Genomic DNA, 20,589 nt, shown 5'->3' with positions numbered 1-20,589 from the left:
GACCCTCGCGGGGGTCATTTTATCTGATTTGGGCTATAAAATATCACTGAAGCCGATCACTTGCCGTCCTCTTGGCCGGTCCGTTCCTTCCCCTTCGCGGTTGCGGCAAACGACCGGGTCATCGTCTTGATCAGCTCCGCTTTGCGGTAACGCAAGGCGGACCAATCCTCGTCGATGGCGATCTGCCGAACGGGCTCGTAGCCTTCGTCGGCAAGGATGCCCGTAACGCTCTCCCTGCTGCAATCGGAGTTCTTGTACGTCTTGGACGTCTTCTTAGGGTAACACAGCCAGAGCAGGCCGTTATCCGCCACGGAGCCGGCTGCAATCTCGGCCAGCCGCCGCAATTCTTCATTGCTTGTCCCGAAGGCCTGCACGAAGTCGTAAGGTGCTTGCACAGGCTCCGTATGAACATCTCCCTGCAGGGAACTGATGACCTCATGATAGGCCTGCGGTGCGTTAAGCATCAGAACCGGCTGGCCGAGGTCCTTGTACTGCAGCTTTTTGATGATTGGATGAATCTCCGGCATTTCTGCTCATTCCTCTCGCGATGGATTCGTATAGGCCACCTACCGGCCCCAATTTAAGAAGAGCATACCCCATACGAATGGACACGCCCTTACTTCTCGGCAACTTATGGTGCGTTGGTAATGCCTCCAAGAGATGCCGTTGTCTGCTTGTTACTGAGCCTTCTTGATCTGCTTGCTGCGCAGCTGTCCGCAGGCTGCGTCGATATCCGTGCCATGCTCCAGCCGCACGCTGCAGCTGATGCCCTGTTTCTTTAAGGTATCGTAAAATGCGGTGATCGATTCTTTGGTGCTGCGCTGGTACTGGCTGTGCTCATCCACCGGGTTGTACGGAATGAGGTTCACGTTCGCCAGATTGCGGCGCTCGCCCACGAGCTCGGCCAGCTCGAGCGCATGCTCCCGCTGATCGTTCACATCCTTCAGCAGAATGTACTCCAGGGTGATGCGGCGATTTGTCTTTTCCAAATAGTAATCAATCGCGGCCATCAGCTTCTCGATCGGAATCGCTTTGTTGATCTTCATGATGCGGGTCCGGATCTCGTCGTTCGGCGCATGCAGGGAAATGGCGAGGTTCACGCCCAAATCGCTGTCCGCGAACTCGACGATTTTGTTAGCCAGCCCGCTGGTCGATACCGTAATATGACGAGGGCCAATCGCAAGCCCTTTATGATCCTTGATCACGCGGATGAAATCCGACATGTTCTCATAATTGTCAAACGGCTCCCCGATCCCCATTACGACGAGATGGCTGACCCGTTCGCTGCTGCCTCTCTGATCCAAGTGAAGCTGAACCTGCATGACCTGCTCCACGATTTCCGCTGCGGACAAATCCCGGCTCTTCTTCAGCAACCCGCTGGCACAGAAGCTGCAGCCGATATTGCACCCGACCTGTGTGGTCACGCACACCGACAATCCGAATTTATGCCGCATCAATACGGTCTCGATCAGGTTGCCGTCCACCAGCTTGAACAGAAACTTAACCGTGCCGTCCAGAGATTCCTGCTTGGTATGCTCCTCCAAGGTCAGGATCGTATAATGTTCCTCGAGCAGCTGCAGACATTCCGGATGCACATCCGTCATATCGGAAAAAGACGTAACCCGCTTCCGATACAGCCATTCCCACACCTGCGTTGCCCGAAATTTCTTATGTCCACGCTCGCCTAGCCAAGCCGTCAACTGATCTAATGTTAATCCATAAATGGATGGTTTGTTCATTGATTGGTCCTCTTTCTATTCATAGTCCACTCCTTATTGTCCCAAAATTCCGAGGGGAACACAAGGGGAGTTATAGGCAATTCACGCTTCTTTGACATAAAACGTCATTGACATATCCAGGAAATCCCTTTATCTTATTATTGACTGATTTAATCAATCATATTTTAGGGAGACGAAAAGAACTCCAACTTCTCGTTAATTCTTAGGCGGTTCACTCCCGATCAGTCCGTCACCTTCGTCAAGTCAGAAAACCAGATGGTATTTTTTTCGTTTAGGATTGACTGACTAAATCAATCTACATTGGAGGTAGTCAAATGAATTCCAAAGGAAAAGCGCTGATTCTTGGCGGAGGCATAGCCGGACTATTCACTGCCAACGTGTTATCGAGGCATTATGAGGAGGTGGTCATCGCCGATCGGGATGAATTTCCGGCAGGTCCGGAGAATCGAGCCGGTACGCCGCAGGCTTATCATCCCCACCGTTTTCTTGAACGCGGCAAAATGATCGTTGAACGATGGTTCCCCGGCATTACCGAGGAACTGCTTCAGCAGGGTGCTCACCCCCGAGCGCAAAAGTCCGTTAAAATGACCAACCGTTTCGGCACGCTGGAACTGCCCGATGAGCCTAATGCGGGATGCAGCCGATCCCTACTGGAGTGGACCCTGCGCAGCAGAGTGGCTAAACTGCCAAACGTTACTCTCTTACCGAAACTGACGGCGCAACAATTGCTGTTTGACGCCGACAAGAAGGCCGTTACCGGCGTTGTGTTCCGGGACAGGAACGTCAAGGAGCCGGCACTCCTTCATATGAATGCGGATATCGTCGTGGATGCAAGCGGTCGCGGGTCCAAGCTGGCTGATTGGCTGCAGGACCTCGGTTATGCGATACCGGAGGCTGAACAGCTGCACATCTCTCTTGGCTACAGCACGCGGCATTATAAGGTGCCTGAGGAAATCCATGCGGCGTGGAGCACCATCGTGAACGAAGGAGACCCCGCCCTCGGCATCGGCACGGCCGTCTTCAATCCGATCGAGAATCAGCTCGCGGAAATCGTGCTGTATCGAGCGGGAGGAGCGTCTTATCCGACAACCGAAAGCGATCTGTACAATCAGGAAGCCCAAGATCTATTCGGACCCGGCATCGGAAACCTGCTCGAGCAGCTGGAGCCTGTCTCAAGTCCGCGAGGATACCGGATCGAAGAGTGCGTGAGACAGCATTTCGAGGAGATGGAGGACTGGCCCTCCGGTCTTCTAGTGCTTGGCGATGCCTTCTGCAGCTTCGATCCGATATTCGGCCAAGGCATGACGGTGGCGGCCATCCAGGCAGATACGCTGGACCGCTGCTTGCAGTCTAATCAGGAAGGAGTCCTGCTTGAACAGGGATTCGAACGTTCGGTCCTTCAGGAGATTCAATCCGCCATAGAACCTGCATGGTGGCTTAGTGCAGCGGCTGATCTAAGATGGGCAGGCGTGAAATACGAAGGCCGCTTGTCCGCCCAAGGGTTTTCTTTTGCCCAGAGGCTGTTCGACATATGCCAGGAACTGGCTTACAGCCATCACGATATGGCCGTATTTGAGCAGTACATGATGGTCACGGGCCTGCTCGCTTCGCCCCATGATTTGTTTAATGCTGAAAGCATCACCGCCATCGTGAATGCGGATCGTTCCGGACAGGGTAACGCTTGGCTCCATCAAGTGCTGGAAGAGGCCGGCGTGCCGCTGGAGGAGCTATTGGAGCAGATCATCCCCGCTTTCAATACGGAATTCCTGCCCTTAACCATGGGATTGCCCGAATAATCCAAATGCGTTATTGTGGATATCAGCAAGAGAATACCATGGTGAGGGATTGACAAGAAATGGCCCCGTTAAATGAAGAACAACTGCATCAAATACGCGACGAACGAAAAGAACAAATCATGCGAGCAGCCATCAAAGTATTCTCAAAAAGAGGTATTTTCGGAACCAAAATGAGCATGATCGCCGGCGAAGCCGGGGTCAGTCACGGCCTGCTTTATCATTACTTCAAATCCAAAGACGAGTTGTTCATTACGCTCGTACAATGGTCAATGGATGAGGCACGGCACGCGCTCTCCGACATCTATGACGTGCCTGGCACCCCTCTTGAGAAAATTACATTGCTGACCTCCATGATTCTTCAAGAGGACGATAATTCGCACTTCATGCTGATTCAGCAAGCACGCACCTCGGATGGTGTGCCGGAAGAGGCCAAACGGATTATCGAGAGCTATTCCATCCATGCCTTCGTGGATCAGCTCATGCCGCTGTTCGAAGCCGGACAGCAGGCAGGAGAGATCGCGGCTGGCGATCTGAGAGAACTGGCGGCCTGTTATTTATCCGTGCTGTCGGGATTAATGACGCTAAGGTCCCAGGAGGATCCGAGCTATGCGCCTCCTAGAGCGGAGCTGCTGCTGCGCATGCTTACGAACGGACAGGGAAAATAATGCAAACAAACACACCTCTCACGAGATGGCCGGGTTCATAACCGCCATGTTCATAAGAGGTGTGTTTGTTACTGCTGGCGTGTTGTGTATCAGTCAGACGTCCCGGGTTCATGCTTCTCCTGCTCCCGGATCTGCGAGCCGTCGCTCAGCGTGATCCAGGTGTCGAACTGCCGCTGTCCTTCATGCAGGCGAATGACCCTTGCCCCCCGGAGCATGCCTTCGCGGCCATATGTGCCATACCCGGTCGCTCTGCCGTAACAAAGGCGGATGCCGTGCAGTTCGCCCCAATAATCATTGATGTGATCATGTCCTGCGAACGTGCCCATCACATCCCCTCGCTCGAGCATCGCCGCGAACAGTCCGGTGTTCACCTCCGGACAACACACCTTCTCAAACTTGCTGCCATAACACGTCCTCCGATCCCACACCTCGCGATACTCCGGCAGCGGGATATGGAAAAAAGCCAATGAAGGCAGCGGGCTCCCCTGATGCTTGGCGCTGTATGCCCGGGACGCCATTTCATACCACCGGATCTGGTCGCGCCGGATCCAATCGTACCCCGGAACGGCAGGGTGTTCAGATTCTCTCCCTGAGTCGAAGAAGTACAAAACGGCCGCCGTCTCTTCCCCGTTACTTCCGTATAAAGGCAGCGTATAATTCCCTACGCCATGAATATCCGGCGAGCCGTGCTCTGCGCAATTATAAGCGTGCTGCATGGCGACATCCATTAGCTCTTCGCGCGTGATCTCACCCTCCGTATCGTGGTTCCCGAATACGAAGGCCCAGCGGATTCCGCGGGACTCCACCGCAGACACGGCATCCTTGAAGGCCTGCGCCGGATCCTGGCACTTTCTATAACCGGTGTCGGCTTCGCCGGAATAAATAAGATCACCCGTAAACACCACCAGATCGGGCTGCTCCAGGTCGAGCACCGTCTCCATGCAGCGCCGGCTCATCAGATCCTCCGGCTCCCCATTCTTCCAATGAATATCTGTAAACTGCACGATCTTGAAGGTATGATCGTCTCCGAATCGAAGAATCGGCTTCATCGCACATTGCCTCCTTTTACTTGGACATGTGGTTTTCATGTTGGTTGTTGTGGTTTTATGTGTATATTAGAGGAGGGAATGCCCCGAAGTCAATGATTTTTGTTGACATTGTCAATTATCCATCCTAATATAAGATAAAATCCACAACTTCGGTCATCATCAGTCATATATCACATGGAGGCGAATGCATTTATGTCCGTAACCTATGAGGAGCGCAGAGGGAAGATTTTGAATCAATTGGAGCTTGAAGGCAAGGTGAAAGTCCACGCCTTGGCAGAGCAGCTGGACGTATCCGCCGAAACGATCCGGAGGGATTTGGACCGGTTAGAGAAAGAGGGCCAGCTGCGCAAGGTTTACGGCGGCGCCGTCAAATCGCGTTCCGGGCATATCGAGCCGTCCTTCAACAGCCGTTCCCAGACATGCGCGGAAGAAAAAGCCGCGATCGGCAAACTCGCCGCCTCCCTTGTCAAGGATGGCGAAACCGTTCTGCTTGATAACGGGACGACCACGATTGAGGTCATGCGCTATCTTAAGGACCGGCCTCATGTTACGGTCATCACCCATTCGCTGCCTATATTGAACCTCGCGATGGAGATGTTTCAGGGGAGGATTATTTTTATCGGCGGAGATATGGACCGGGCCAAACAGGCGTCTACCGGACCTCTTACCGAAATGCTGCTGAAGCAGTTCAAGGTAAATAAAGCGTTTATCTCGGTTGGCGGGATCTCGTTAACCGATGGCATTACCGATTATGATCTGGACGAAGCATTCATCTCGCGAAACATGCTTGCGCGTGCGGAGGAAGGCATTGTTCTCGCGGACCATACAAAGCTTGGGGTAACCACGTTCTCGAAGCTCGCCAAGCTGGATGATATCTCCATGGTCATCACGGATCAAGGATGTTCACGGGAATGGATGGATAATCTGTCCGCCCGCGGCATCGAAGTGCTCATTGGACAATAGCCGATGGAGCTGCTGTCACTGCTGCTGGTGCTGTCTTCCGGACTGACCCATGCCCTTTGGAATCTGTTTACAAAGCGAAGCATTCATAAATCGGTATTTTTATGGTGCATCCACTCCGTCACGTTGGTCTTTCTGATGCCTTATTTTATCGTGGAGATGTCGGGGCTGCGGCTGGAACTGCCCGTTTACGGTCTGATGCTGCTGTCCATGACCATTCAAGGCTGCTATATTACGCTGCTTTCCAAAGCCTATACCCATGGCGACATGTCACAAGTGTATCCGTTCATGCGGGGGCTTGGCGCCATGTTGACTTCGCTGTGCAGCCTCGTGTTGTTTCATGAACAATTAAGCACGGCAGGCTACATGGGGCTGAGTCTTATCATTTTTTCGCTGTTTGCTTTATCGGGTTTGAGGCTCAGGGGCCAATCCAGCGTAAACCCCCAAGCCTTGCTATATGCTTGTCTGGTCGGGCTTTGCATTTCGGGATATACCCTGACCGACAAAGCCATTCTGGATGCAGGGGTCTCCCCCGTCTCGCTGATCCAGTTATCCAACATCAGTTACTTCGTCGCCCTGGTCATTCCCGTGGCGCTGTCCAGGCAGCTGAAACGGGAATGGTCGGTGAACTGGCGCACGATTCTGCTGGGCTCCATTCTGGCACCGGGTTCATACTTGCTGTTCCTGTTTGCCATGCGGTTCACCCCGCTTGCGCACATTGCGCCGGTCCGTGAAATCAGCACGGTGTTCGGCACCGTGCTGGGCATCATCGTGCTGCGCGAACAGCAAGGCTGGCGGCGAATCGTCATGTCAGCGTTTATCACGATAGGCATCATCACGATTGCCCTATGGGGGTAGGAACCGGCTAGCATGAATTCACGAAGATCAAAATGTTCATACCGAGGAGGATCTATCGATGGCTAACCGTGTCGTTATTCTTGGAATTGATGGAGCAGGCGGGTTCATTCAAAACGCGGATGCTCCGCATATTCACGCTCTGCTGAAGGCAGGAGCATACTCTTACGATGCTCAGACCGTATATCCGAGCATTAGTGCCGAATGTTGGGGCTCGTTGTTATACGGCGTAAAACCGGATCGACATGGTCTTGATAATGACCGGGCGATCCACGGCAGGATTCCGGAGGACTTCCCCTATGCCTCGCTGTTCAAGCTGGCTCGCCGGCAATGGCCGGCTGCCCCCTTGTCTGCATTCAGCTGCTGGGCACCGATCAACACGGGAATCATTGAGAATACGATTAACGTTCATATGGAATCCAAACCGGACCCCGAGCTGGCGGAGGCCATCGTCGATTATATTCATCAACAGCCCGATTTCAAACTGATGTTCATTCAGCTGGATCACCCCGACGGCGCCGGACACAAGCACGGATTCGCTACGGATCAGCAGCTGGAGCAAATTGCCGTAACCGATCAGTACGTAGGCATGATAGTCAAAGCACTCGAGGATCAGCGGCTGCTGGAAGACACCTGGATCCTTACGGTCACGGATCACGGCGGAGGAGGCGCACATCCTAACGATCACGGAAGTGATCACCCCATGGATATGACCATTACTTGGGGAATTACGGGCCCAGGCGTAAAGCCCGGCCTTATCGAAGCACCGATCAGCATCATGGACACGGCCGCTGTCATCGGTCAAGTCCTTGGACTGCCCGCTCAGGCTTGCTGGGAGGGAAAAGTGCCCGAAGGCATACTCTAACTTCAAATAAAAAGCCGGCGTTTACGCGCCGGCTTCTTCTGTACAAAGTGTTTCTTCCGTTGTCTTGATGTCCGCAAACCATCTTAGCGTTGCATTCACGTGATCGATGATCTGCTGCGCCGTTAACGCCGAATTGTTCCAGGTGCTGTGGGCATCGGACACCAGCGTGACATCATAGCCCAAACTGGATGCTCTCCGGCAGGTTGTATCCACGCATAATTCGCTCTGCATGCCCGCAAGGATTACATGCTCGATGCCCTGCTTCTTCAATTCCTCCTCAAGCGTCGTATGGTAAAAGGAATCCGGTCTCGTCTTCTGAATGACGGTATCCGACATCGCAGGCGTGATCTCAGGATTAATCTTCCACGCCTCCGAACCTGCCTTCAACCCTTCGTCATTATGCTGGATGTAAATAACAGGAATGCCGCCACTTCTGGCTTTTGCGATCAGCTGCTTGAGATTGTGAAGCAATCGCTCACCTTCGTACACCGGATCATTTACTTGAAACATCTCATTCTGCACATCAATGACCAACAGCGCGCTCTTCTTCAACTATAACAACCTCCCGTACAGATCATAATCATCCCTTTCCATTATAGAACGTTTGTTCCTGACTTGTATATCAAAATTTGTGTCTCATTCTTATGAAGGAGTACCCTTCCACGCAAAAAAGGAATCCGCTCTCAAGGGGACTCCTTATTATGGCTGATCGCCCATCCGGATATCGCTATAAGAGCAGTGATGGTTCCTCTCCGCTACTCTTCTTCGACGCGAATCCGAGGGTTTGCCGACTTCTTTAAGTTATACTGATGGAGCTTTCTCATGGTCTTGTAAAGCTGCTGCAGTTCTTGGTCATCCAGAACATCAAACATGGAGGTTTGAAAATCCGACAGCAGCGGGATAATTTCTTCCAGCAAGGCTTGTCCCTTCTCGGTTAGCGAGATGTACTTCACCTTCCAATCCTGCTTGCGTACAATCAGGCCCAGCTTCTCCAGCCGCTTCACCATGTGGGAAACGCCGCCGCCGCTGATGGACAGATATTCGGCCAGCTCCTGCTGAGATAGAGGTTGGTGGGCCATGACCTGGATCAGCACGTCGAATTGGGCAACGGTAATGCAGAAAGGCTGCAAGAACTCATTCGAGATGTGATTGCCGATCTGCTGAAACCGGGTGATCCGAATCCATGACAGCATGGCTAACCGGTTCTCCTGATGAAATCCCAATTGCTTCATTGATCCCATTGACCTCCTCTATCGTAATCACAGTCAATCTATCACTCAATTGATAAGCTGTCAAATCATGTGCATAAAGCTGATACCAGCCAGCATCAAGGCTGCCAAGATGCGATATGCCAAGGGTCAGCAGGATTATGGGAATAATAAATGTGCCGGAGCTGGTCCAACCCGCTGAATACGCACAGCTTCATACTTGATATATCAAATAGTCCTAATTATCGATCAAAAGACATACCATTTGATCGATATTTCAGTGCTCATCATCTCTATTTAGCGGATCGGCGGACGTTTCATTCCGAAGTAGAACCAGGGGGGATATCACTATAATAACAACCCTTCTTTAATAATTTATCTGACATATATCGGAAATCTCCCCTCCAGCCTTTCCGTATGTCCAAACATAACAACCGTATCTTCTTATTCAAATACATCTTTTAAACTTTGACATTCGCCCCACAAAATGATATATCAAATTTAGCGAGGTGATTTCATGTGGAACAAATTCCACTATATCAACATATCGTCAACACTCTAACAGCCAAGATTGAATCCGGGGAGCTTCAGGCTGGAGACCAGCTTCCGACCGAAGCCGAGATTTCGAAGGAATATAAGGTCAGCCGGATTACATCGAAGAGAGCGCTGAACGAACTGGAGAATGCCAAGCTGATTTACCGGATCCAGGGCAAGGGGAGCTTCGTGAGCGACGCTAGGGCTGATCACCGTCCATTGAGCAAGACTGGCAAAGAGATTCTGCTGATTCTCCCGTTCGCCCATAATCCGGGACTCGGCGACTACGAGAAAGGCATCAATGAATATCTCGCAACGACCGACTATAGCTTGAACATCCAGTCCAACACGATTGTCGGGCAGCGCAAGCTGTTGGAGTCTGCGCTTCAAAGCGCCCATTCCGGATTGATCCTATACCCGATAAGCAGCATCTCGGATCTTGGCATTCTGTATCAATATTACCTGGCAAAATACCCGCTTGTGACGATGGACAAGTGCATTGAAGGCATCCCCTTCCTGTCGGTCGTCTCCGATAACTTTGGCGGCGGATACCAAGCCTCCAAACATCTGATCGAGAACAATCACAAAAAAATCGCTTTTATCTCCTCCTTGAAGGTAGAGAATTCCTCTTCCATTCGGGAGCGGTACTTCGGTTACTTGAAGGCTCTGTATGATAACAGCCTGATCGATTACAGCGTCAATGACTTGACCGACCGTTACTTAACCCATGACAACGACAACGGCAGAGAATACTATATACAGTTTATTCAGTCCGTCGTGAACCAAGGAATTACGGGGATTGTGGCAGAGAATGACCTCATTGCGATCGAGATCATTCAAATCGCCAAGGAGTTGGGCTTGTCCGTTCCGGACGATTTCTCCGTGGTCGGTTTTGACGACATTCATCTCGCGAGCTTCGTTGAACCCAAGTTGACCACCATATCGCAGGACTTTGGACAGATGGGATATCAGGCTGCACGGAACCTCATATCCCTCATAGAGCACCCTCTGGAACACCCTCTTGAGAATGTGGTGATTCCCGTTCGGCTCATGGAACGCCAGACCGTGAAGAAGTTATAATCCGCCTATTCCTCAATAACAAAGGAGACTTTTACATGCTGAACTATGTCGATACCAGACAGGGCACCAACAATCAATATACCTTTTCCAACGGGAATGCACTCCCTTACACGGGTGTGCCGTTCGGTATGAACCACTATGTCGTGCAGACCAAAAACGAAGGAAGCTGGTTCTTCAACCCCAATGACCGTATCTTCCAAGGCATTCGCCTGACGCACCAGCCGAGTCCGTGGATGGGCGACTTCGCTCACTTCCTGATGACTCCGATCGCAGACGACAAAATCAGGGGCTCCGTCTTCACCTGCCAAAGCTCCTATCGGCCGGAGGAAGCGATATTCAAGCCTCATTATCTCAAAGTGAAGCAGCAGCGCTACAACATCACCACGGAGCTGGTGCCGAGCTGCTATGGAGCGTCGCTGCGCATCAAATACAATTCCGGGCAGCAGGCTGGCCTCGTGCTTAACGTCCATAACCAGAGCGAGTTTCAGGTGGATGCAGCCCAGCGCCGAATCACCGGCTACGTCAGCAACTTCGCAGACTGTCACGATAAAGAATTCCGCATGTACGTGGCCATGAGCTTCAGCAAGGACATGGATCTCTCTGCGACCGGTTACTACGACGCCGAAGGCCAGTTCTTCCCGGAGGTCGCTTTCGTCAATGCGGACCAGCATGTCGTCATTCGCTTCAAAGACTGTGAAAGGGGCACCTTGGATGTTAAGCTGGCGACTTCTTTTATCAGCCAGGAGCAAGCGGAGCTTAATCTGACGCGCGAGCTCGACACAACCTTGGACGAACAGAAAGAATTGGCGGCGGAAGCCTGGAATCATTACCTGAACAAAATCCGGGTCACTCACCCGAACGAGGAATATATGCGCACATTCTATACCTGCCTTTACCGTATGTTCTTGTTCCCGCAAAAATTCTATGAGCTTGATGCCAATATGGAGCCAGTTCATTACGACACAACGGCCCGATCCGTCAAGAAGGGCGTGCTCTATACCAATAACGGCTTCTGGGATACTTACAAAACCGTATATCCGCTCTATTCCATCATTGCGCCGAAGGAATATGAGGAAATGCTGGAAGGCTTCCTGAATTCTTATCGTGAGACCGGCTTCCTGCCAAAATGGCTGTCCCCCGATGAGCGCGGACTGATGCCAGGCACGCTTATTGACGCAGTCATCGCGGATGCGGCGGCTAAGGGACTGGCCCGGCATCTGCTGCCGGAACTGCTGGAGGCCATGCTGACCGCAGCCACCACGCAGAGCGGACAGAATTGCTATGGACGTCAAGGAACGCTGGACTACATCAAGTACGGTTACGTTCCGAGCAGCTATCATGAGAGCGTAAACCACACGCTGGATTACGCATACAGCGACTACTGCATCAGCCGCGTGGCCGATGTGTTGGGCAGGTCGGACATAGCCGCGCAGTACCGACAAAGCGCGCTCAACTATCGGAATATTTTTGATGAGGAGACCGGCTTCATGCGGGCCAAGGATCAGAACGGTCAGTTCCGTCCAAATTTCAACGACACGAGCTGGGGGCTTGATTATGCCGAGGGAAGCGCTTGGCAAACCAGCTTTGCCGTATTCCAGGATTTCCAAGGCTTGATCGAAGCATATGGTTCGAAAGAACGCTTTTTCGACAAAATTACCGAATTGTGCAACAAAGCGCCAGACTTCGACGTGAGGGGCTACGGCTTTGAAATTCATGAGATGAGCGAGATGGCCGCCATCGATTATGGTCAGCTGGCGATTTCCAACCAGCCGAGCTTCCATATTCCTTATCTGTTCAACTATGTAGGGCAGCCTGCATCATCCCAGGTGATCCTCAAACAGCTGATGTCGAACCTGTTCAACAGCGGCTTTGACGGCTTCCCGGGCGACGAGGATAACGGCAGCATGTCCGGATGGTATGTGTTCAGTTCCATGGGCTTCTATCCGGTATGTCCGGGCAGCAATGAATATGTGCTCGGCATCCCGCTGTTCGACAGCGTGAGCATTGAGCTGCCAAACGGCAAACAGATGTTGATTCATACCGACAACAACAATCCGCAGTCCAATTTCGTGGCGAACGTGCAATTGGAAGGACAGGATTACACCAAACTGTACATTACGCATGAGGATATTCTGGCAGGCAAAACCCTCGATTTCCGTCTTGGATTGGCTCCAAGCTACCGCCATTACAGTGCGGAGGAACTGCCGTTCTCGATATCGAAGAAGTAAGAGCTTCAGCTTAACTCGCATCATAAGGGCATCCCATCAGGTCAGCGGCCTGGGGGATGCCTTTTTTGGCGTATCCCGTTTACCAGCACAATTCGTCATCATAGGAAGGCAGACCCGTGGGTCCCCTTCTCTAATATTGAAAATACCGGAATTTTCAAGAGCGACTCGGGTAACAATACTCTTGGTTCACATTATACCTATTGTTATGGATCGCGGGGTGATGTTCGTTGTGGTCATTGATCGTATCTTATATTCCGAAGTGGACGATGTGGGCCCAGGCCTTTCTGCTCTGTCTTGTCCCCGTTCTGATGATGGTGTTCTCCAATTGGTGCCGAAAGGCTGTAAATTCGAGTTTTTCCCTGAAGCCGAATAAACCCGCTCCCCCCGTCAGGGAGGATGGCGTTTCTCCCCAAGCTCACATCATCGGGCTTTATGATGAGGATCTAACTTCAGTCCGCAAAGCAATCGGTGACAATGCGGATGTGGAGTTCAGGGAATTTACGATTCGGGGCACGGGGACCCGGGCAGTTATCGTATATGTGGACGGATTGCTGGACAGCGATCTTATCGACACCCATCTCATCAGGCCCCTTATGTTCGAAGGGGTCCCGGAAGCAGAGCTGGATAACTTTAATCAAAGCGATACCATTAAAGGCTATATCAGCAGTCAGATGCTTCCTGTTAGCGAAATTAAGCATACCCGTGGATTATTAGAGCTTGTACAAGCTGTTCTAGCAGGCACAACCGGCTTGATTATAGATGGAATGCAAGGAGCCTTTCTGGTTGGGTCTGCCAAGGGAAAGAGCCGGAATGTAGAAGAGCCTCTATCCGAAGCTCTCCTGCGGGGTCCTCGAATCGGATTTACCGAGAGATTGGCGGACAATACGGGCCTGCTAAGACTTCACGGGAAGAACGAAAGCCTTCAACTTACCCGTTTTGAGGTGGGAAGCCGGGTGAAAAAAGATCTGGTCATCGCTTATATGAAGGATATCGCGAATCCCCGTTTGGTCGATGAAGTTGTTACGAGAATCCAAAAGATGGAGATCGACGACCCTCTAGAATCGGGTTATATCGAACAATTAATCGAAGATAGCGTCATGAGTCCCTTTCAGCAAATACAAAACACCGAAAGACCCGATAGGGTGATCGGCGCTTTACTTGAGGGACGGGTAGCCATCCTGCTCGACGGCACGCCGTATGCCCTTATCGTGCCTGTCACGTTCAGTATGCTGCTGCAATCTCCGGAGGACTACTACGAAAGATGGATTTCGGGATCCTTTGTCCGCTTATTGCGCATTCTCTCGGCCATCATAGCGCTTCTAGCCCCGGCACTGTACATTTCGTTCATTTCGTTTCATCCCGGGCTTATTCCGACCAAGCTGGCATTGACGATCATCGGAACCAGGCAAGGCGTTCCTTTTCCCTCCATCATTGAAGCGCTCATCATGGAGATCGCCATTGAAATATTGCGAGAGGCCGGGATCAGGCTGCCGAAACCCATCGGACCCGCGATGGGCATCGTAGGCGGTTTGATCATCGGAGACGCTGCCGTAAAAGCCGGAATCGTCAGTCCATTCCTCGTCATTGTCGTGGCCGTGACCGCAATCTCCTCTTTCACGATCCCAGTCTACAGTGCCGGGATCACATTGCGCGTCCTCCGGTTTACCGCGATGTTATTTGCAGCCGTGCTCGGGCTGTTCGGAGTCGTGATGTTCTTCCTTCTCCTCTGCAGCCACTTAGTCCGACTGAAGAGCTTCGGCGTACCCTATGCAAGTCCGATGGTTCCGTACAGTATTAGCGACATGAAGGATTTCCTCATCCGATTTCCATTAAAGGTGATGAAGAAGCGTCCTTATATGCTCAAGCCGAATGAACCCGACCGCAGAAATTAATGAATTCAAGCATGAAACGAGGCCAAGACCATGAGCAGCTCCAATATCAACCCAAATGACCAGATTACCACTGCCCAGGCTGCCGTCATGATCATCAACTACATGCTGGGGGCCGGCGTCCTGACGCTTCCACGAACAACGGTAGAGGCCGCCAAAACGCCGGACGTGTGGATCTCCATTCTCATTTCGGCTTTCATTATCTTGCTGGCAGGATTCATCGTCATTGCATTATGCCGCCGATTTCAAGGAAAAACGTGGTTTCAATTTGTACCCGAAATTACCGGGAAAGGGCTGGCTTTCGTTTTGAGTCTGCTATTTATCGGTTATTTTGTTATCATTTCCGCATTTGAAATCAGGGTGATGGCCGAGGTAACCGGGTTATACCTGCTGGAGGGCACGCCCGTTTGGGCGATCATCATGACCTTTATGTGGATCGGTCTGTATTTAACCTTGGGGGGGATCAACTGCATCGCGAGGATGTATGAGATTATTCTCCCGATTACGCTTGTGTTCTTCGTCATTGCGATTTTGCTCAGCATTAAAATATTTGATATCAACAATTTAAGACCGGTGCTGGGCTCAGGGTTTATGCCTGTGCTGAAAGGGGTTAAACCGTCGCTGCTATCGTTTACGGGTTACGAGATCATGTTCGTTGCCATGGCATTCATGAACTCTCCCAAAAAAGGAACCAAAGCCATGATCGTAGGTATCACGGTCCCCATGGTCATCTATTTGATCACCGTCATCATGGTCATAGGCGGACTCTCTATCCACGGCGTGCAGAAGAGAACTTGGCCCACGTTGGACTTAATGCGAAGTTTCGAAATGCAGGGCTTGATATTCGAGCGCTTTGAATCCCTTCTGCTTGTCATCTGGATTATGCAAATATTTTCAACCTTTACGATCACGCATTACGCTGCATCAATCGGCTGGTCTCAGCTGTTGAAGAAAAACATACGGCCGATTCTCTTTATTCTGCTGCCTATAATCTTCCTCATCGCGATGATTCCGAAGGATGTAACGGAAACGTTCAAATTGGGAGATACCGTTGGCAACATATCCATCTATTTATTTGGCGCGCTTCCGCTCATTCTTCTGTTGATCAGCATCGCCCGTAAGAAGGGGGTGAAGCCGAATTGAACAGGCATATCAGGTATATGTCAATGTTGTCAGTCACCGTTTTGCTGCTTTTTACAACAGGATGCTGGAGCAGCAATGAGATTGAGGATCTCAGCGTTTACGTCGGGTTAGGGCTGGATGTAGCCAAAGAATCGAAGTTCGAACAGAATATCAATCAACAAGGGGCCTCCTATCCCAAAAGGAAAGTGCTGACGGCTACGGTTCAGATTGTGCCCCCCATTGCAGGGAAGAACGAGAAACAAAGCGGCTCCGCTCCATCATCGCCAAGCAAGGCCTATCTGAATGAACAATTAACGGGAGATTCCCTTATTCAGATCTTTCGCCAATTTTCACTGCGAAGAGACCGACCGCTAATCGGCCACCATCTTAAGGTCATCGTGATTTCAAGCGAACTCGCCCGCAAATACAGTCTTGAACAAGTGTTAGACTTTATACTCCGCGATAATGATATTCGCCCCAGCTGCCTAATCGTGGTAAGCCATCGGAGTGCGCTGGAAGCATTAAGTTCGACGGAGCCCGGGGAAATCCCGGCTTTCTACTTAACAGGGCTCGTGGATAATCGATATCGTTCCAATAAAATCCTCCCTCCGATGTCGCTGATCAAACTCGACAGCACGATGCAGTCCGGGAAAAGCTTTCTGTTACAGAATGTCGTTACTGCACAAAGCGAGCATAAATTTTCGGGAGCCGCCATATTTAACGGCAACACGAAAAAATGGATCGGTGAATTAAGTCAGTATGAGGTCGAAGGCATTTCCTGGATCAAGGAGGATGTGGTAGGAGGAGCGCTCAAAACCTATACGGCGGGAGATGGGCATTCCATCACCTATGAGCCCAAAAATTCCCACAGTTCGATTATTCCAAAAGTGCATGGAGACGACATCTCTTTTCATATTAAAATCCATTCGGAAGGCAGATTCATCGAGGATTGGAGTTTTCCGGAGATTCCCACTACCGAGCAATATATGAGAGAATTGGAGCAGCAGTTTGAAGAAGAGGCTCGTAAACAGATCGGGCAGGCGCTGGACAAAATGCAGCATGTCTATCACGTGGACGTTGGAGGCTTCGGCGAAAAACTTCGTATCAAACATCCAGGAGTATGGAGAAAGGTAAAGGATCATTGGGATGAGACGTTTAGTCATGTTCCTATAACGTACGAGGTCCATATGAAGATCACAGACTTTGGCTCCTCAATAGATTAAACGAGCGCTGACGATACAGTCAGCGCTCTTTATGTCTGCTTACATTTACACCAGAAACATCGCAACAACCGTGGTAACGGCAAGGCCCAGCAGCACCGGCTTCAGATTCCGTCTTGCCAGCTCGAACGGACTGACCCCGCAGATGGCGGCGGCCGGGATCAATGCCCATGGAATGAGTGTCCCGCCGCCTACCCAAATGGCGGCCACCTGCCCAAGCGCGGTCAGGGTAGCAGCCCCTGAGCCGATGGCCGTGGCAAACAGCTGCGCGATCGAGCCGGCGAGCGATATGCCGGAGAAGCCCGAACCGTCCAGACCCGTAATGGCACCGGTGATCGTCAACGTCACCGAACCCACGGCACCGTTCAGCGGTACCGCATTCGCAAGAGCAACCCCCAGGTCGTTCACGATCCCATGGGATGCTTCCGGAAGCACTTTACCGAACAGATCGCTGAACGCAGCATCCCCCAGATAGAAGAAAGCCGCAATGGGAATGACGGGACCGAACACCTTAAATCCGAACATGAAGCCCTCGATCAAATACGAGGTGACCTTCTCCAAGCCGCGGTTGCGATGAGCGACCAGCGCAATGATGCCGAGGATCAGGACGGCCGTGCCGCCTACCAGGGCCGTCGCGTCTCCGCCTTGCAGCTTCAAGATGAACATGGCCGCGACGTCTGCCGCGAACAGGAGCAGGATCGCAATGGCCAGCCATTTTTTCATGCCGGGAGAAACGGCTGCAACGGTATCATCCTCATCGGTACGCGTGGTCAGCGCGTCTCCCGTGCTTTTGATGGAGACCAATCCATCCCTCCAGCTGCCATTATGCTGATCTCTCTTCATCATCCAAAATGCCGCCACGGTCGTCACCAGCCCCATCACGACCACGAGCGGCACACTCGCGGCCATGACGCTGGATACAGGCAATCCGGCTGCATCGGCAGTCAATTTAGGCGCGCCTTGAATGATATAATCCCCCGATAGCGCGATGCCGTGCCCGAACAGATTCATCGCCACGGCTGCTCCCAGGGCAGGCAAGCCGACCCGGATGGCAACGGGAAGCAGGACCGCCCCGATTAACGCTACCGCCGGTGACGGCCAGAAGAAAAAGGAGGTGACCATCATGATGATGCCGATGCCCCAGTAAGCCATAGCCGGAGTACGGATAAAACGGGTTAACGGGGCCACCATCGTCTCGTTGATCCCCGTCTTGATCAAGACCCGGCTCATCGCCACGATAATGGAAATAATCATGATCGTGCCCATCAGCTCTTTGGTCGCGTAGATGAATGAATTGAAGACACCGGAGACCGAGCCGCTCAGCGTCTCCGTTGCCAGGATGCCCAGCGCGAATATTCCGGTAATGCAAACCAGCGTCGTATCGCGCCGCCGGATCAACAGCGTCATGATCAATACGATAAACGCCAGGTAAACCCAGTGAATCGCGGTTAGATGAATCCCCATATGAAGCCACGCCCTTTCCCAGGCAGCAGGTTTTGTGTGACTACATCTTATGCATGGGCCTGGGCAAGGGTTCATGCCCCGTACTTATCATACGCATACGGGCGCATGGCGCTTACCGACTACATTGGGCAAACCGTCTTTCCGGTAGGTATTCAGCGCTTCATGCTGAACACCACACCGACGACTTATGTTGTGTCCTCGCTCGTTTCCCTGGGGATTGTGTTCTTCCAGATCATAACCAGCCAACTGTCGATGCGTTGGTTCCAATACGGACCTTGGAATGGTTGTGGCGATGCGGTACCTATTGGACCCTCGTGCCGATTCGCAAACAAACAGGAGACCTATAGGTCCCCTGTTTGTTAGTTAGTCTTTGCCCGATGACGGAATCGATGATAATCTATAATTCCGAAAGCAGCCGTGCTTCTCCTCACGCTGCTGCCCAGCTTGATCCGCCATTCCTTCTACCTCATCCGTCGCTCTAAACGCCGTATTTCCTCCTCGATCACAATCATTCCTGCCTCGATCCGAGGTTTCTCCACCCCGATGATACATAACCGAATCCGGTCATTGCGCTGATTCTCCGGCAGCAGATGTTGATCCACGTTCGTAACCGAGATACCTCTCCGCAGCAAGCGATCCTGAAGTGCGGTTGCCTTTACATACTGGGGCAGCCGGATGGTGATGAACACGCCGGAGGAGGGGCATGTATAGTGAATGCCGCTGCCGAAGACACGGGCACATACCTCGATGGCATAGCGCATCTTCTCCCGGTAATGCTCCCGGATGCGGGCTGCATGGCGCTTGTACATGCCGCTCTTGATATAAAGTTCAAGCGCGCCTTGGGAGAGGATCGGCGACGATATGTCTGCGGCGTTTTTATGCCTAATAAATGGATCCAACAGCCGATCCGGAAGAAGGACGGCGCCCATTCGAATGCCCGGCAGGATCGTCTTCGAGAAGCTTTTGACATAGATGACATGGTCCGACTGATCCAGTGCGTACAACGGGTCTGCCTTCGAATCCTCCTCCAGGTCCGCCAGATAATCGTCCTCCACGATATAGACATCATGCTGCCGGGCGAGATCCGCGATACGCCTCTTCTGCTCCAGCGAATACGAGGTGCCTAACGGGTTGAGGAATCGCGGCACCGTGTAGAACAGCTTGATCTGGCCGCTGCGAAAATAAGACTCCAGCACCTTCAGGTCGATCCCATGCTCATCCCGATGGATGCCGATCACCGGACAGCCTGCAACGCGCGCCGCCGCCAAGAAACCGAAATACGTCGGCTGCTCCACCAGGACCGCCCGCCCCTGTCCCGGGAAAGGCATGCGCGTCAGGATCGAGAAGGCCTGCTGAGCCCCGGTCACCACGGCGATCTGATCAGGATTTGCAAATATTTGCTGCGCGTGAAAATACCTGCTCAGTTCGTTCCTTAACGAAAAGATCCCCTGTGGATCGGTGTAACCGAACAACTCCTCCTTGTATAAGGAGATCGCCTTACGCAGGCAGTGCTCCATCTCCTGAAACGGCAAAAAATCGCCCCGGGGCGTCGTTGAAGCGAAATCAATCGGCCCGCTTTCCGTCCGCGCAGAGGCTGGGCCCCTCCCCTCCACGAGATAGTAACCGCTCTTGGGCACCGGGTAGATGACATCATCGCGCTCCAAGGTCTGATACGCACGAACGACCGTATTGGGACTGCAGGAGAACATTTTGGCCAAGGCTCTGACCGATGGCAGCTTATGACCTGATCGGATATGCCCCCTCTCCACTTCACGGATCATATGGGCAACAATTTGTTCGTGCTTCGTGTCCATCCCGCTTATCCCCCTGTATTGATACAGTTGCTCTAAATTGTCCTGTTCATTTCCGACTGCATGATTAAAATTAGCTTATTGCAAGACGTAGCGGAAGTAAA

Annotated in this window: 18 protein-coding genes; 11 read left to right on the top strand and 7 right to left on the bottom strand. The window is 52.0% G+C overall.

All coding sequences use genetic code 11. From position 1 onward, the window contains the following. Window positions 1-56 precede the first annotated feature (56 nt). Window positions 57-527, bottom strand: coding sequence for a DUF3052 domain-containing protein (locus BMX45_RS11105; RefSeq protein ID WP_090909733.1), 471 nt, complete (start codon window positions 525-527; stop codon window positions 57-59). 150 nt (window positions 528-677) lie between these two features. Continuing rightward, complete coding sequence (rlmN, locus tag BMX45_RS11100) at window positions 678-1,739, bottom strand: dual-specificity RNA methyltransferase RlmN (RefSeq protein WP_090909732.1); 1,062 nt, start codon at window positions 1,737-1,739, stop codon at window positions 678-680. 314 nt (window positions 1,740-2,053) lie between these two features. On the opposite strand from rlmN, the gene BMX45_RS11095 reads away from it, so the two are divergent. Together BMX45_RS11095 and BMX45_RS11090 are read left to right on the top strand one after the other, a co-directional pair. Continuing rightward, a complete protein-coding gene (locus BMX45_RS11095) occupies window positions 2,054-3,535 on the top strand; it encodes an FAD-dependent oxidoreductase (protein ID WP_090909731.1) in 1,482 nt (493 codons plus the stop codon). A gap of 59 nt (window positions 3,536-3,594) precedes the next feature. Further along, the gene (locus BMX45_RS11090; RefSeq protein ID WP_090909730.1) at window positions 3,595-4,200 is read left to right on the top strand and encodes a TetR/AcrR family transcriptional regulator; all 606 of its coding nucleotides are present in this window, start codon (window positions 3,595-3,597) and stop codon (window positions 4,198-4,200) included. Window positions 4,201-4,289: 89 nt separating this feature from the next. Here BMX45_RS11090 and BMX45_RS11085 read toward each other — a convergent pair whose 3' ends face one another. Continuing rightward, window positions 4,290-5,249, bottom strand: coding sequence for a metallophosphoesterase family protein (locus BMX45_RS11085; RefSeq protein ID WP_090909729.1), 960 nt, complete (start codon window positions 5,247-5,249; stop codon window positions 4,290-4,292). Window positions 5,250-5,441: 192 nt separating this feature from the next. Between BMX45_RS11085 and BMX45_RS11080 the strand changes: the two genes are divergently transcribed. From BMX45_RS11080 to BMX45_RS11070, 3 genes are read left to right on the top strand one after another with little or no spacing between them, the layout of a single operon-like run. Next, window positions 5,442-6,212, top strand: a complete 771-nt coding sequence (locus BMX45_RS11080; RefSeq protein ID WP_090909728.1) for a DeoR/GlpR family DNA-binding transcription regulator — start codon at window positions 5,442-5,444, stop codon at window positions 6,210-6,212. A 3-nt stretch (window positions 6,213-6,215) separates the two neighbouring features. Continuing rightward, entirely contained in the window at window positions 6,216-7,067 is an 852-nt protein-coding gene (locus tag BMX45_RS11075) for a DMT family transporter (protein WP_090909727.1), read from the top strand. Window positions 7,068-7,125: 58 nt separating this feature from the next. Continuing rightward, window positions 7,126-7,929: an alkaline phosphatase family protein gene (locus BMX45_RS11070; RefSeq protein ID WP_090909726.1), complete on the top strand. Its 804-nt coding sequence runs from the start codon at window positions 7,126-7,128 to the stop codon at window positions 7,927-7,929. A gap of 21 nt (window positions 7,930-7,950) precedes the next feature. Here the strand turns inward: BMX45_RS11070 and BMX45_RS11065 are convergent, their stop codons facing one another. Next, the gene (locus BMX45_RS11065) at window positions 7,951-8,481 is read right to left on the bottom strand and encodes a cysteine hydrolase family protein (RefSeq protein WP_090909725.1); all 531 of its coding nucleotides are present in this window, start codon (window positions 8,479-8,481) and stop codon (window positions 7,951-7,953) included. 203 nt (window positions 8,482-8,684) lie between these two features. Next, complete coding sequence (locus BMX45_RS11060) at window positions 8,685-9,161, bottom strand: MarR family winged helix-turn-helix transcriptional regulator (protein ID WP_090909724.1); 477 nt, start codon at window positions 9,159-9,161, stop codon at window positions 8,685-8,687. Window positions 9,162-9,656: 495 nt separating this feature from the next. Between BMX45_RS11060 and BMX45_RS11055 the strand changes: the two genes are divergently transcribed. The 5 genes from BMX45_RS11055 (at window position 9,657) to BMX45_RS11035 (ending at window position 17,213) form a co-directional block, all read left to right on the top strand. Beyond that, window positions 9,657-10,751, top strand: coding sequence for a GntR family transcriptional regulator (locus tag BMX45_RS11055; protein ID WP_090909723.1), 1,095 nt, complete (start codon window positions 9,657-9,659; stop codon window positions 10,749-10,751). Window positions 10,752-10,786: 35 nt separating this feature from the next. Beyond that, on the top strand, window positions 10,787-12,979 hold the full coding sequence (locus BMX45_RS11050) for a GH92 family glycosyl hydrolase (RefSeq protein WP_090909722.1): 2,193 nt from the start codon (window positions 10,787-10,789) through the stop codon (window positions 12,977-12,979). 227 nt (window positions 12,980-13,206) lie between these two features. Next, window positions 13,207-14,871 (top strand): spore germination protein, encoded by a 1,665-nt coding sequence (locus BMX45_RS11045; RefSeq protein WP_090909721.1) that lies wholly within the window; start codon window positions 13,207-13,209, stop codon window positions 14,869-14,871. 30 nt (window positions 14,872-14,901) lie between these two features. Next, window positions 14,902-16,011: a spore germination protein gene (locus BMX45_RS11040; protein WP_090909720.1), complete on the top strand. Its 1,110-nt coding sequence runs from the start codon at window positions 14,902-14,904 to the stop codon at window positions 16,009-16,011. A gap of 17 nt (window positions 16,012-16,028) precedes the next feature. Then, the gene (locus tag BMX45_RS11035) at window positions 16,029-17,213 is read left to right on the top strand and encodes a Ger(x)C family spore germination protein (RefSeq protein WP_254778036.1); all 1,185 of its coding nucleotides are present in this window, start codon (window positions 16,029-16,031) and stop codon (window positions 17,211-17,213) included. A 45-nt stretch (window positions 17,214-17,258) separates the two neighbouring features. On the opposite strand, the gene BMX45_RS11030 is transcribed toward BMX45_RS11035, so the two are convergent. Continuing rightward, window positions 17,259-18,674: a hypothetical protein gene (locus tag BMX45_RS11030; RefSeq protein ID WP_090909718.1), complete on the bottom strand. Its 1,416-nt coding sequence runs from the start codon at window positions 18,672-18,674 to the stop codon at window positions 17,259-17,261. Here BMX45_RS11030 and BMX45_RS32225 point away from each other — a divergent pair. After that, entirely contained in the window at window positions 18,663-19,037 is a 375-nt protein-coding gene (locus BMX45_RS32225) for a DUF418 domain-containing protein (protein WP_090909990.1), read from the top strand. The genes BMX45_RS11030 and BMX45_RS32225 overlap by 12 nt on opposite strands. A gap of 98 nt (window positions 19,038-19,135) precedes the next feature. On the opposite strand, the gene BMX45_RS11020 is transcribed toward BMX45_RS32225, so the two are convergent. Beyond that, entirely contained in the window at window positions 19,136-20,488 is a 1,353-nt protein-coding gene (locus tag BMX45_RS11020) for an aminotransferase-like domain-containing protein (protein WP_090909717.1), read from the bottom strand. Window positions 20,489-20,589 lie beyond the last annotated feature (101 nt).

Source organism: Paenibacillus sp. cl141a (genome assembly GCF_900109305.1).
Classification (GTDB): domain Bacteria; phylum Bacillota; class Bacilli; order Paenibacillales; family Paenibacillaceae; genus Paenibacillus_AQ; species Paenibacillus_AQ lautus_A.
The sequence above is the reverse complement of the archived record's forward strand: the minus strand, read 5'-3'. Positions and strand labels throughout refer to the sequence as shown.